14 protein-coding genes are annotated in these 13,990 nt (G+C 42.0%); 3 read left to right on the plus strand and 11 right to left on the minus strand.

Translation table 11 applies throughout. From position 1 onward, the window contains the following. Positions 1–14: 14 nt before the first annotated feature. The 4 genes from H9659_RS02915 to fadH all read right to left on the minus strand — a co-directional run bounded on the left by H9659_RS02915 (position 15) and on the right by fadH (position 2,683). On the minus strand, positions 15–908 hold the full coding sequence (locus H9659_RS02915) for a LysR family transcriptional regulator (RefSeq protein WP_191688438.1): 894 nt from the start codon (positions 906–908) through the stop codon (positions 15–17). 117 nt (positions 909–1,025) lie between these two features. Beyond that, on the minus strand, positions 1,026–1,466 hold the full coding sequence (cbpB, locus tag H9659_RS02920) for a cyclic-di-AMP-binding protein CbpB (protein WP_191688439.1): 441 nt from the start codon (positions 1,464–1,466) through the stop codon (positions 1,026–1,028). Positions 1,467–1,602: 136 nt separating this feature from the next. Next, positions 1,603–1,845 (minus strand): hypothetical protein, encoded by a 243-nt coding sequence (locus H9659_RS02925; RefSeq protein WP_039044179.1) that lies wholly within the window; start codon positions 1,843–1,845, stop codon positions 1,603–1,605. Between the two features lie 79 nt (positions 1,846–1,924). Then, on the minus strand, positions 1,925–2,683 hold the full coding sequence (gene fadH, locus H9659_RS02930; RefSeq protein WP_039044180.1) for a 2,4-dienoyl-CoA reductase: 759 nt from the start codon (positions 2,681–2,683) through the stop codon (positions 1,925–1,927). A gap of 210 nt (positions 2,684–2,893) precedes the next feature. Here fadH and H9659_RS02935 point away from each other — a divergent pair, with 210 nt between their 5' ends. Next, on the plus strand, positions 2,894–3,364 hold the full coding sequence (locus H9659_RS02935; protein ID WP_225217598.1) for a YkyB family protein: 471 nt from the start codon (positions 2,894–2,896) through the stop codon (positions 3,362–3,364). Positions 3,365–3,394: 30 nt separating this feature from the next. Here H9659_RS02935 and H9659_RS02940 read toward each other — a convergent pair whose 3' ends face one another. Next, positions 3,395–4,258, minus strand: a complete 864-nt coding sequence (locus H9659_RS02940) for an NAD(P)-dependent oxidoreductase (RefSeq protein WP_191688441.1) — start codon at positions 4,256–4,258, stop codon at positions 3,395–3,397. 177 nt (positions 4,259–4,435) lie between these two features. Further along, positions 4,436–4,645: an aspartyl-phosphate phosphatase Spo0E family protein gene (locus tag H9659_RS02945; protein ID WP_191688442.1), complete on the minus strand. Its 210-nt coding sequence runs from the start codon at positions 4,643–4,645 to the stop codon at positions 4,436–4,438. A 205-nt stretch (positions 4,646–4,850) separates the two neighbouring features. Here H9659_RS02945 and H9659_RS02950 point away from each other — a divergent pair, with 205 nt between their 5' ends. After that, positions 4,851–5,057, plus strand: coding sequence for a YkvS family protein (locus tag H9659_RS02950; protein WP_191688443.1), 207 nt, complete (start codon positions 4,851–4,853; stop codon positions 5,055–5,057). A 49-nt stretch (positions 5,058–5,106) separates the two neighbouring features. Then, positions 5,107–5,847 (plus strand): hypothetical protein, encoded by a 741-nt coding sequence (locus H9659_RS02955; protein ID WP_191688444.1) that lies wholly within the window; start codon positions 5,107–5,109, stop codon positions 5,845–5,847. A 37-nt stretch (positions 5,848–5,884) separates the two neighbouring features. On the opposite strand, the gene H9659_RS02960 is transcribed toward H9659_RS02955, so the two are convergent. The 5 genes from H9659_RS02960 to H9659_RS02980 all read right to left on the minus strand — a co-directional run bounded on the left by H9659_RS02960 (position 5,885) and on the right by H9659_RS02980 (position 13,976). After that, positions 5,885–6,337: a MarR family winged helix-turn-helix transcriptional regulator gene (locus H9659_RS02960; protein WP_191688445.1), complete on the minus strand. Its 453-nt coding sequence runs from the start codon at positions 6,335–6,337 to the stop codon at positions 5,885–5,887. Between the two features lie 88 nt (positions 6,338–6,425). Beyond that, a complete protein-coding gene (locus H9659_RS02965) occupies positions 6,426–7,865 on the minus strand; it encodes an ATP-binding protein (protein ID WP_191688446.1) in 1,440 nt (479 codons plus the stop codon). Between the two features lie 234 nt (positions 7,866–8,099). Further along, positions 8,100–9,449, minus strand: a complete 1,350-nt coding sequence (locus H9659_RS02970) for a TrkH family potassium uptake protein (RefSeq protein WP_191688447.1) — start codon at positions 9,447–9,449, stop codon at positions 8,100–8,102. Positions 9,450–9,667: 218 nt separating this feature from the next. Continuing rightward, positions 9,668–10,426 (minus strand): TerC family protein, encoded by a 759-nt coding sequence (locus tag H9659_RS02975; RefSeq protein WP_191688448.1) that lies wholly within the window; start codon positions 10,424–10,426, stop codon positions 9,668–9,670. Positions 10,427–10,898: 472 nt separating this feature from the next. Further along, complete coding sequence (locus H9659_RS02980; protein WP_191688449.1) at positions 10,899–13,976, minus strand: efflux RND transporter permease subunit; 3,078 nt, start codon at positions 13,974–13,976, stop codon at positions 10,899–10,901. Positions 13,977–13,990 lie beyond the last annotated feature (14 nt).

Below are 13,990 nucleotides of genomic sequence, written 5' to 3' on the forward strand. Positions count from 1 at the left end.
TCTAGAAAGTTCCATCATTCAAGTAATCTGGAATCATTTTTTAAAGTTAGTGCATGGGCTTCAATCACTTTTGAAAATGCATCCACTTGCTTCAGTTCGAAACTGGATTCGTAACCGATCAAGTATGTATCTCTTGTCAGTTCAAATTCCGCTTCGCTATTCAGCAACGGGATTTTATTCACTTGCTCATCCCCACGTAACGTTATCGAAGGTAAGATAGCATAACCAATACCGTTAAGGACCAGTTGTCGACACGTTTCCATTTGGTCGACTGTCAGTTGTCTTCCAGGATTTTTGGAGAAATGTTTCTGCCACCATTGTTGAATTTCCGTATAATAATTGGAATCGCTTTTAAATTGTATGTAAGGTCGTTCCGTATCTTTCAATTGCTCAAGGGAAGTGATCTCCTTATCCACTAAATAGAGCTGGTCACGGAACAGATAGGTACGTCTGCTGTTCCATTCCACTTCTCCTCTTACAATCCCCACATGCGCTTCACCTTCGTAGAGCGCTTTCAAGATTTCCGATGTCCACCCTGTCATGAGTGAAATTTTAGCGTCAGGATATAACTTCACATAGTCCTTGAGTACTTCAGGGAGCCACGTTTGTCCGACTATGGATGCGCATGCGATTTTAAGAGTTCCGTGCACCCTGTCCGCAAGTCCAGCAATTTGCTCGATGGTTTCTTCTTTCCGTTGAACCGTCTCTTTAGCAAACTCGATGACCAATTCTCCAGCTGCTGTAGGTACGAGCCCTTTCTGTGAACGGACGAATAATTTAGCCCCCCAGGCTTTTTCGATAGATTGCAGTCTTTGTGATAGTGCCGGTTGGGAGATGAATAGCCGGTCTGCTGCTTTTCTCATATTTCCTTCTTCTGCTAAGACTTTCATGATTTCTGTTGTGTTCATAGATACTATTCCACACCCTTTTCAAGAAGCCGTGGCTTCGTCACTTGTTGTTTCTCGTTTTATCTAAAAAGAAAGAGACTCTTTAAAAGAGCCTCTTCACTTCAGTTGATAACTAGTTTACCTTGAGCTATATACATATTTCTTGAACTGCTTCAACATCACACGACGGGTTAAAATTCCAGCAAAAGTACCATCTTCTTCTGTCACACATAAAAACGTATGGTTAATGAGCAGGTCCAATCCTTTCTGAAAGCGGTCTGTCGTCCTGATCATCGGTAGATCGGTTTGCATAATTTCATCCACTTTTAGGTCTGATAGCCGCTCATATTCGATTCTTTCTAACCCTAATATTGCATCTGTAATCATTCCAATGCCTAACAAACCTCTTAATTTATACTTTGCGTCAAGTACAGGAATTGCTGAATACCCCGTCTTTGTAAGTACGAGTAATGCGTGCTCTGCATTATTTCCAACCTGCACATGTGCAACTTTCTCAGAAGAAATTAGATAGTCGGATATTGGCATGACTAAAAAGTCACTATTATTCAAAGCAACCAATTTAAATCGCTCCTCCAGCAGCAATTTACTTCAAGCTAAGCTGCACTTCTACTATATCATAGAGCTCGCTATAAAATGAAGAAGTCCCGGACGATTCGTATAGATATTTTCCATTTTTAACAAAAAAGCCTCTTCCTTATGAGAAAGAGGCCCAGTAGTAAAATATAACGATTACACTAAATAGAGCAGCTACGAGAATCACCCACAAAATGGGATTCAACGTGAAGGGGTGGTCTTCAATCGGCTCCGCCACACTTCGATCCTGTCTGTTGAGCACACCATCTGGATTATAATGAGGCTTTTTACGAACCGCCAACACTCCAATGATGACCATTACTGCAACGACAACACCAATTGGAATTGCCCAAATATCAAACAATTTCTTCCCTCCTCAACAGGCCACTATTTTTTTCTGCTACCTGTTGGATTAGAATGTGCATCTTGAGGTAAACTATCCATCAAAAAGGATATTGGTTCAGCCACTGACCGCCATCTAATGTCACGATTTCTCCGTTCATGTAGGAAGCTTTGTCAGACATGATGAAGGCAGCGAGTTCAGCGATTTCTTCGGGCTTACCTACACGTCCAAGTGGTACGGATTGAATCGTTCGCTGCGCTGCTTTCTCTGATTGGAATAACTTTTCCGCTCCTCCTGTACGCTCAATAGGACCAGGTGCGATTCCGTTAACACGCACACCATATTTCCTTCCCCATTCAACAGCAAGCGTTCTTGTTAGAGACATGACACCTGCTTTCGCTGCAGCAGAATGAACTACCCCTGGACCTGCATCCCATGCATACGTTGCCAACATATTTAATATTGCACCTTTTTGTCCTTTTTCTTTCCAGTAATTCATCACTGCACTTGAACAGTAGAAAGTTCCATTCAAAACAATATCGATCACTGACTTCCATCCGTTCGGAGATAGATCTTCTGCTTGTACGATGAAATTCCCGGCGGCATTATTGACAAGACCATCAATTTTCCCAAATGTCTTGTCTGCATAGTGTATAAGTGCTTCGATTGTTTCAATCTCGCGTACGTCCATTTGAAAAGTATAAGCATTTTCGCCAATTTCCTCTTTGGCAGCATTCAACTTTTCCAAGTCTCTTCCCGTTATAATGACATTTGCCCCGTCTTGAGCAAATTTCTTTGCCATGTATTTCCCCATCCCGTTTGACCCGCCTGTAACGATAATAACCTTTTTCTCGTCCATTCTTACATCCCCCTCATAAAATGAATGAATACTCATTCAAATTGTACCACAACTCTGATTATTTTTCATCCGCTCCTCATTCTACTTTTTCTTGAAGAACCTGTCGCCAAAAGTTTAAAAGACTTTGTCGCTTTTTGTGTACTTATTTCTATTTTACTAGTACAATACTGTCAAATTGATGTTTCTAAAATTAGATGGGAGGTCTATATATTGGCAGACGCCAATTCACTGCGGGAACTAGCCGTAGCAATCTATACCGTTAACCGGCATGCAAAAACAGCTCCGGATAATCGACCACTTTACCAATTGAAGAAAGTAGCAATCGCTAAACTTCTTGAAACAGGTGGCGCCGAAAAAGTTGGGTTACATTTTGTAGAAAATCCAAAATACAGCAAACAGCATTCCACTGTCCTCGTACGTTGTGGGGAATTCCTCTTTCACACTCTCCCTGAAAAAGATGACTTCGCACAGTTGCCACATCTAGGTGAGCAAGATTTGGAGTTTAGGAATCCTCAAGAGCGAATGAGTTTAAAGACCGCTCGTGATATCCTTACTGATTTTACGGGTGTTCTCCAAGAGAGTGCACCGACAACTTCAGTGAAAAAATCTCCACAATCAAAAACTAGAAGAGTTTCAAACACGGAAGTCTTTCGTTCTTCCTATTTGGACGGTAAACATTAAAGGGACATGCCTGAGTTCAGGCATGTCTTTTTATGATTGATAGTGTTTGAAAAGTACTTGAGTACCTTTGTCTCCATAACCTTTAGCCATCAGGTCCTCATAAAGACGCGCCGCTAGTTGTAATCCCGGAAGCTCAAGGTTCATGTTACGGGCTTCATCGAGTGCAATCCGCAAATCCTTAAGGAAGTGCTTCGTATAAAAACCAGGTTCGAAATTCCCGGCTAACATACGCGGTCCAAGATTAGAAAGCGACCACGAACCTGCAGCGCCCGGAGAAATGGACTCTAATACACGTTCAAGATCCAATCCCGCTTTTTCAGCGTAGGCAAGCGCTTCACATACTCCGATCATGTTGGTCGCAATGGCGAGCTGATTACTCATTTTTGTATGTTGTCCTGCTCCAGCTCCTCCTTGACGTATAATTCGGCTTCCAAATAGCGAGAAGATCGGTTTAACTGATTCGAATACGGTTTCTTCACCACCACACATGATTGAGAGAGTGCCGTTTTTAGCTCCTACATCTCCGCCCGAAACGGGTGCATCAAGTGAAGCCATTCCTCTTTCAGCCGCAGCTTGATCAATTTCCTTCGCAAGCGCTGGACTTGAAGTCGTCATGTCCACCACAATTTGCCCCCTCGTTCCGTTAGCGAGAATTCCGTTTCCATTCAGATAGATTTCTTCAACATCATCAGGCATGCCAACCATGGTAAAGATAAGATCCGCTCCCTGAACAGCCCCAGCGACCGTAGAAGCCCACTTAGCTCCCGCAGTGAGCAGTGGCTCCGCTTTTGCTTTCGTACGTGTATGTACCGTTACAGGATATCCAGCTTGCAGCAAGTGTTTGACGATACTGGCCCCCATTACACCTGTTCCGATAAATGAAATATTTTTCATATACATGATCCCCCTTAACAATTTCGCTCTCTTCTTAATAATACCTTAAAACTCTCTGTTTCCCTTCTTAAAACAAAAAAGAGACGGTCCTGGGAAAGGACCGTCTTCAAAAGGGGGAAATGAGAATGTTGCTGTGTTCAATCATAATATGCCCCTTTTTCATGTTTCTAAACATATTCAGCCAAATATTTTATTTTTTATGGGAGCATTGCTTTCTAAATTACACTTTTCAATTACAGAGCTATTTTCATCATATGAATATAAATTCAACAAGTGATCCAACTCCACGCTCAGTTTGACCGTCTCAACGGAGGACATACCTCTTTCTTCCGCGGTCTTCAAGAGCTCCCTTCGAATCCGTTCAATTTTATATTCCAGATTATCCATAGACAGCCCTCCTGACGATTTTTTTCAAAGCTTAGTATATGGTATCACAAAGAGGCAGCCTTTGTGTCAAAACCTTTCGACAATTCACGACAAGTATTTGTCGAAACTATAATCATTTGTACATTCCTGCGTTTCATGATACTTTACCTGTATTACTTTTGTTAAGTATACTAGGCTTAAACAGTTTCAGGAGGAGTTGAATCCGATGGAAGAAATGGAAGAGTTGGATATCGCAGAGGTTGGAACCATCATTGAGTTTAAAGATGGGTTACAAGGCATTGTAGAAAAAGTGAATGATAACTCAGTTATTGTAAACTTAACGTACATGGAAAACTTCGAGGATCTAGGTCTTGAAGAAAAAACAGTCGTCAACCATAAACGCTACACGATCGTTCACAAAAAAGAGAATTGAAACTTTCTTTTATGACTTTCGTCAGATTCAATAAGGAGGAGATGAACGCATGAAAAACAAAAAATTACTTTACACAGCACTGTCTGCCTCACTATTACTAGCCGCTTGTGGAACTGATACGAGTGAGGAGGACAACAGTAACCAGCCGATAGAAAATAGTGACCAATCTGCAGATACCGGTACAGAAGGATCTGATGTTACTGAAAACGAAACGGATAGCACAGAAGGAACTGATGCTACTGACGAGGACGCTGCAAACGAAGAAGATGGAGCAAAAGAGGATGGAACTGAAGAGGATGCTACGGATGATTCGGAATCCGGAGCGGACAGCAGCGAAACGGATGACGTCAGCAAGCTCGAAGGCGCAGTGGAAACGGAAAGTGATGAGCAAAACTTCAAAATCCAAGTGTTGCCTGCTTATAAGTTGACGAGCGAAGAACCGGGACGTGACATTCTCTATCTAAAAGAACAAGAGGATAAATATATGGTCATCGGAACAATGAATGCTTCTGATACTGATTTTGACAAAGCTGTCGAAAACATGACCGAAACACTTGCAGCAACTAGTACAGATGCAACTCCTGTAGCATTGACAGATGAAACAAAGCTTCCGACGAACAAAGAGTTGGAAAAGGTCCAAGCTTATCGTGTAACTTCTCCTGAAGGTCCAATTACTGCAATGATCTTCCAAAAAGGGGAAATGGTTGTCCGTGTCATGATGTATGATAACAACGATGAGAGCTATTACGAAGAATTTTTACAGATGGCTGAATCGATTGAAGCAAAGTAAAGATGGAAAAAAGACTGAACAGCGTAATTTACGCAGTTCAGTCTTTTTTTGAGGACAAATCTCGTATGGAGACTCCTAATTTTTGAAGCAATCGAGTCGCCTGATCCTGCTCCTCACTTGTTAAGGAAGAAAGCAGACTTGTGATGTTTGCCGCATGTCCAGGAAACAAGGAGTCCATTAACTGTGTACCCTGTGCAGTAATTTCAACATACGTCACCCGTTTGTCGATGGCATTGACTTCCCGTCGTAAGTAACCATTCGACTCTAACTTGTTAATGACATACGTCATCGAACCACTCCGCATTAAAATCTTTTCACCAATTTTTTGTATAGGCTGTTTTCCTTTGTGGTACAACAACTCGAGAACCGCAAACTCCGTCGGATTTAACCCTTTAGATGAGATTAGTCGATTCGTCTCTTCATGCAGCACTTTATTTGCCCGTGATAGAACTACGAACAACTTAAGTGCCCGTTCGTTTGCATTCTCCATAATTATTCACCTGCTATTTCCATTTTAAGCTATGAAGCTAGTATAGTCGGTTAACGAGCAATTCGTCAAAACAAAACTGAATGGATGATCAGTTAGCTGAATACCGCTCAATCGTTGTACTGTTTTCCAAATAGTGCTGCGGGAAGGCTAACGTAAACGTTGTTCCAATTCCCCACTCACTTGATACCGCTACTTCGCCGCCTAGATCTTCCATCGTTTTTAATACGAATGGAAGCCCTAAGCCGGTTCCTTCAGGTTTGGACGTGAAAAAGGGCATAAAAACATTTTTAATCTGCAAGGGGGACATTCCCTTTCCAGTGTCTTTCACAGAAAGTGTAAAAGATTTCTCTCCCGCCTTTTCCAATTTCAGCGTCAGCACCCCTCCAGGTTCCATTGCTTCAAATGCATTTTTGAAAATATTCAATAGCACTTGCTTAATCTTATCTGCATTGGAATAGATCATCGAATCACAAAAAGAAGCATCATGCCAGTCGATTTGGATCGACTCGAACATTGCTTTCGGCTTCATGATTTCCAGAACTTTTGTAATTAAAACCCCTAATGAGAACTCTGAGATTTTCTCTTCAGACGGCCTCGATAACATAAGCATTTCATTCAGGATTGCTTCCATCCGCTGCAACTCATCATCCACCACAGACAAATACTTTGCGGTATCTCCCGTTGCAGTCACTTCCATCAATTGTACAAAACCTTTTAAAGTGGTCATCGGGTTCCGGATTTCGTGAGCAATGCTCGCTGCCATCTGTCCGACTGTCGACAGTGATCCCGAGTGATCGAGCTTTCTGCGCAGCATTTCCGTTTCTGTGCAATCACGTATTTCAATGATATACAAACCATTTTCACTTGTGTACGTCGCACAGATTTCTAAAAACTGAATCGTATTCGGTTCATTCTCAAACCGTTCTGTTATTTTAATGTCACCATACGTTTTAAGAGTATTCAAATGTGCTTCATATTGAGCTTCGGCATTGCTTTTTTGTGTATTGAATTTTCTATACAGCGATTGGATGTGCTTCCCAATAACTGCACTTCTTGTAAGATTGAATAATTCATCCACCCGATCATTGACGTCTATGATGTAGCCTTCATCGTTCACGATCATCATTAACTTCGAGGCATGTGTAAAGCAATTTACGTAAGCGGACAATGGGAGATCTGTACATACTGCTGGCATTACGAATGTCAGGACAGCTTGTTTGGTTTCGTGCGAATAGAAAGCATGCACTTTACATAAACATTCGATCTTACCTTCTGAAATCATTAATAGGTCGTCGAACATGCCTACTTTTGTTTCCGTACAGCCTTTCTTAAAGTCATTCCAGCTGCGTAACCCATTTCTTTTAAGTAACGATAAAAAATTGTCGTTTTTACCCAATGAGAACTTTTTAAAGAATAAGGAATTCGCCTCAGCAATGACACCATCCATATTGACCAAAATACAAGGGCGACTGTTGTCGGTAACAAAATGTGAATTACATGCCTTCACATTTTCTAATTGTTCTAGCATTATTTACCCTCCCAAGACTGTTTAGACAAGATATGAATTAGCACCAAATGATATAACTTCAATAAAATATCGATTCACTATATACAATTCAGATTATTCCACATCTCAGTCACATCTTATATAGGTCTTAAGAATCATATTATTAAAACTTTCTTCCATTCATGATATTTTAATGAAAGAAATAATCATTTTATCGAATGTTCAGTCTGTTGTTTAATGTTTAACTAAATCGTGTCAGCCTATGATTACACGCTCTTTCGGATATCGGAAAGAAGTTTTATTCACTTTCCCACCTAGTGTGAATAGGAAAGAAATAAGTCCCACTCGACCGATAAACATGAGTGCCATGATGATGATTTTTCCAGGGATGGATAAATCAGAAGTGATTCCAAGTGACATCCCGCAAGTTCCGAATGCAGAGGTGATTTCAAATAATAAAGAGACCACTGGCACTCCTGGCTCCGTCACTAATAAGATAAGAAGGGCCGTCATCACCATAAACCCCGCTAACAAAATGACAGCATATGAACGAAAAATGTCGACAAGTTTGATGCGTCGCTTAAAAATGTGAATGACATCTTTCCCCTTCGCAAAGTTAATGAGAAAAAGGACAGCAATTGCAAAAGTCGTTGTCCGGATGCCCCCACCGACAGAACTTGGAGAAGCTCCGATGAACATTAACGAGCTGATTACAATATCTGTTGCATCACTGAAGTTCGTAATATCATACGTCGTCAGCCCTGCAGATCGTGCTGAAACTGAGTGAAAAAGAGATGAAAAGATCTTTTCATGCCATACCATCCCCTTAAAGGAGTGGAAGGATTCTAATATAAAGATCATCAGCGCCCCAAAAACTAACAGAATTCCAAAAGTGGCAGTCGTGATTTTAGTAAATAGTGAGAATCGGAAATGTGGAACTTTCTTTGAAAAGAAGCTCTTCACTTCCACAAGTACAGGGAAACCGATAGCTCCTAATATAATAAGTACCATGATGACAGATTGGACAAAGTAATCATTGAAATAGGGCAGCAAGGATGCGTCCGTAATATCAAACCCTGCATTTGTGGTTGCTGATACCGCTAGAAACATACCATTTAAGAGAGCTTCTGAAAATGTATCATATAAAGGCATAATATAGAGCGTCAAAACGATTCCGCCTATGAGTTCAATCAGGAAAATGATCCGTACAATCTGCTTGATAAGCTGTACGACACCGGCTAACGTATACTGATTGTGGTCCACCATAATCAGCTGACGTTCCCGAAGGCCGATCCGCTTCTTGACGAGCAGCCAAAAAAATGTTCCGATCGACATGATTCCAATACCGCCTAGTTGCAGGACAAGCATGAGCATACATAATCCGAATACGGAATAAGTGCCAGCAATACTAATCGGAGTCAATCCTGTAACACTCACCGCGCTCACTGACGTGAATAAACTGTCGATAAATGAAATTTCCACACCTGGCTTGTAAACACCTGGCAAGTTCAATAATAAAAAAGAGAATGCGATAGCTAAAAAATAGTAAAACACGATTAATTGAGCAGGTGTGAACCTGCGTAAAGTGTCACGGTTAAGTTTCATGTAGTATCCGATCCTTTCTTTCAGGAGGACATTATCATACCATATCCGAAATTATCCTGTTAGAGAAATTCTGTACCTTACTATCATCGTCACTGAATTCCAGTTCCAACCTTCAGAGTATCAATTTGTAGTCAGGCTGAGCAACCAAATGAGTGTCCCATTAAGCAAAAAAACCGCCCAGTGCGATATACGTGATTCGCGCTGGACAGTTTTAAAAGTTATTTCGAAGTTTTTCTTTGGCTTGAAATTCCTGTTAAATAGCCACCAATTGCAATCGAAGCAAGGACCACCCAGAAAATAAGCTTCCATGTAAGCGAGTGCGGGAATTCTGTATCAATAATTTGTACATTTGGATGAGCGAGTGTCAATACAGCTAGTTTTACACCTACCCAGCCCACAATCAGGAACGCAGCCGTTTCAAGTGATGGGAATTTCGCAAGCAAGGTCACGAATTGACGTGCAGCGAAACGCATGATGATAAGCCCGATAATTCCACCTGCTAGCATAACTGTGAATTGACCTCCGTTAATGCCGCCAATGTGGAAGTTACCTAGTTCCGGAAGTGTGACTGCCAATGCTACAGCTGCAAGCATCGAATCCAGGGCAAATGCGATATCTGCCAGTTCAACTTTCAATACGGTGAACCAGAAACCGGACTCTTTGCGTTTTTTCTTCGTCGAGTCATCACTCTTATGATGTTTTTGGTCGTAAATATTTTTAATCGAAATATACAATAGATAGATCGCACCTAACGCTTGAATCTGCCAATAGTTGACAAGATACGTGATGAAGAATAGTGCGGTAAACCGGAAAACTAAAGCTCCTAACAGCCCATAGAACAATGCTTTCTGCTGTTGCACTTTCGGTAAGTGCTTCACCATTACCGCCATAACTACTGCGTTATCTGCTGCGAGTAACCCTTCCAGTATGATAAGTACAAGCAGGACCCACGCGTATTCCAAGAAAATCGTTTCCAAAAAAATTCCTCCTTTTTTTCAATCAAAAAAACCCTCACCTAATAAAAGGCAAAGGTCTCGCTAAGTCGGAATTTGTAAAAAATCCAGCTATCATAACCGATGGCGCTGTATCACCATGTATTGACGACTATGAAATAGGTTTCCCTATAGCTACTCCCCTTTGACAAACGTCAAAGACATTCAGTTGTTGGGTACTTTTCTCCCTTTATTATACTAATCAACAGCTGTTCTGTAAACTAAACATCCAATTATTTTAATAAGTTCCATCCGGATGTTTCAGTTTCGTCACATTCCAAACCATTCAGGAGAATCCCATGTAGCAGCCGCTGTCTTTTTCATCTCAAACATTCCTTTGCAGATACTTACACTATATGAAAAAGCAGTGCGTACTATGAATGATTGTCCTAAACGGAACCTGCAAAAAAGCAGAGGGGTCGTCCCTCTGCTTTGTAAGTATTGAATATGGGTAGAATTAGTTATCCATAGTATTTTTTGGTCGTGCTCGCCTTCTTGTTTCTTTATCGAACAAGCTATAAATAATAGGAACGATGAAGAGAGTCAAGAATGTTGAGCTGATCAGTCCGCCAATTACGGCAATCCCCATTGGTTGGTTGATTTCCGTACCTTCCCCGATACCTAGAGCAAGTGGCAGCAAGCCCAGAATTGTTGTAAGTGCGGTCATAAGGATTGGACGCACCCGGTTTTTCACGGATATGACAATCGCGTCATACGAGCCCATCCCTTTTTCCTTTTGCTGATTAATATAATCAACGAGGACAATTCCATTGTTCACCACAATCCCTACTAATACGAGAATTCCGATGATCGATGTAACACTGATCGGTGTACTTGTTGCGAACAAACCAATTGCAACACCAATGATCATCAATGGAACCGAGAACATAATAACAAATGGGTATTTAAATGACTCGAACTGTGCCGCCATTACAATATAAACGAGAACGACTGCAAGTATGAGTGCTAGCAGCATATCGTTCGCTGCGCTCTCAAACAGTTCACGATCCCCACTATAGGACATCTTTACATCATCCGGCAACTTGAGTCCATCAATGGTGTCGTTTACGGATGTCGTCATTTCGCCAAGGGATCTATCATTTTCATACTTCACATCATAGGAAACGGAGTGCGCCTGGTCGACACGTTGAATAGCAACTGGCCCTTCAGCAATATCGATTTTCGCTATCTGCCCGAGTTTAACAAATTGTCCTGTTGGCGTACGGAGCTTAATCTTCCTTAGAGCACCGGTGTCTTCATAGAACTTTTTGTCGTACTGGACGTTCACTGTTAACACTTGATCATTTTCATCGACAATCTGAGTTGCAAATGTGCCTCGTGTAACATCAGTAATTGTTTGTGCTATTTGATAAGGGGCTAATCCGAAATCAGCAGCTAGTTTTTGGTCGACGGTTACTTGGACTTCTTCGACCGTATCCATGAGGTTGTTGGATACTTCAGTAACCCCATCCAACTTTCCAAGTGCCTCATCTATTTTTTCTGTCGCTTCATTTAGACGTGATTCGTTTGTGTCCTCTATTGAAAACGATAGCGTATTAGGACTTGAACCTGCAGCAGCTTGTACATTGAAGCTGACTTCCGCAGTATCCCCAATCGCTTTGTTCACTTTCGGTTTCACATCGTCCATGAAGTCGAACACAGAACGATTTCGATCATCCAATGGTTTCAGCTTCACATACATCTCCGCTGTATCCGCTTGAGATCCCCCTTGAGCCATGGACTGTTGGGTTCCTCCAACGAGACTGACGTAAACTTCTACATCTTCTTGGTCTTTCAACACATCTTCAACCTTTTTCACAGCAGCATTTGTCGTTTCGAGTGAAGAACCATTCGGAAGCTCTACGTTGATGCTGAAGAAACCTTCATCTGTAGATGGTAAAAATTCCGTTCCGACCTTGAACAATCCAAATGCGCTGGCACCAAGCAGCACTACTGTCATGGCGAGAATGAGGAATCTATGTGCCAATGACCATTTTATCGACTTTTCAAATGTATTGAGTGTTTTCGAGCGACGACGACGGGCTTCTACATTGCGGCGAGGTTTACGGAGCATCCGGCTCGCCATCATCGGCACCACCGTTAATGCAACTACTAGCGAAGCAAATAAGCTGAACGAGATGGTCAACGCAAATTGAGTAAAGATTTGGCCGATCAACCCGGAGATGAAAATAACAGGAACAAAGACGGCGAGCGTTGTCAACGTGGATGCAATGATGGCTCCACTGACTTCTTTTGCACCCTCGCTAGCTGCAACTTTCCGGTCTTTCCCCATAGCAAGGTGCCGTTCAATGTTTTCAATGACGACAATCGCATTATCAACAAGCATTCCTATTCCAAGTGCCAGAGCACCTAACGTCATGATATTGAGGGAGAAATCGGCAAAGAACATGAGAACAAATGTGACAATCACTGAATATGGAATGGCAACACCTATTATGATCGGACTTCTAATTCCTTTAAGGAAGAAGAACAATACGATCATGGCGAAGATACCGCCAAGAATGAGCGATTGACCAATGTTATTGATGGCCAATTTTACGTAATCGCCTTGGTCGAACAATATGTCTGCATCTACACCCTTAAATTGTTCCTCGTCCAATAGACGATCTAAAGATTGTTTAAAAGACTTGGATACTTCAGCGGTATTCGCACCTGACTCCTGAAGGACAGAGAGTAGTACGGCTTGTTGGTCATTTGCACGAGTGAGCGTGCCACTATCGGCTTCTGCGAGGCTGACCTTCGCAACGTCTTTTACAAACAACCGTTTACCAGTCACAGGATTCGGACCGATAATGACGTTTTTCACGTCATCCGCTGAATTGAGCGTGCTGATAATTCTCGTTGTCAGCTGTTTGCCACCTGATGCACTCACGGGCTCACCTGGCATCGTTACATTCGAAGCTTGGACGGCTTGTAATACGTCCGCTTGAGTCAGTCCGTTCTTTTCCAGCTTACTTTCGTCTAAAACGATTTGAATCTCTTCAACTAGTTTACCGGAAACACTTACACTGGCAACGCCTTCTGTCTGGTGCAATTCAGTTTCCAATTCTTCTGCAATCTTCCGGATATCGCTATCTTCAGAAGCCGTTTTAAGAGAGAGTTGGATAACAGGGAATTGCGATGGGTCAAACTTCATGAAGCGGGGCTTGTCCGCTCCTTCAGGTACAGGTACCTGATCAATCCGCTGTAAGATGTCGAGCTGGACATCATCGATATCAGCAGACCAGTCAAACATCATAAAAACAAGTGTCGCGCCCTCTTGGGAAGTCGATTGCAAAGACTTCAGTCCGGGGGCTGTGGATAAGCTTTCTTCCAATGGCTTTGTCAGTTTTTCACTGACTTCCGTCGGAGAAGCGCCTCCATAATTCGCTACTACTACCGCTACTGGAGGATTCAAGTCCGGAATGAGCGTTACAGGTATCTTAAAAAAAGATACGGCTCCAAGTATGATGATTAAAAACATCGTGACGATGGTGAATACTGGGCGTTTAATCGAAAAATCGCTAATTTTCATGTGCGCGTCCCCTT

This window comes from Sporosarcina gallistercoris, assembly GCF_014836415.1.
GTDB classification, from domain to species: Bacteria; Bacillota; Bacilli; order Bacillales_A; family Planococcaceae; genus Sporosarcina; species Sporosarcina gallistercoris.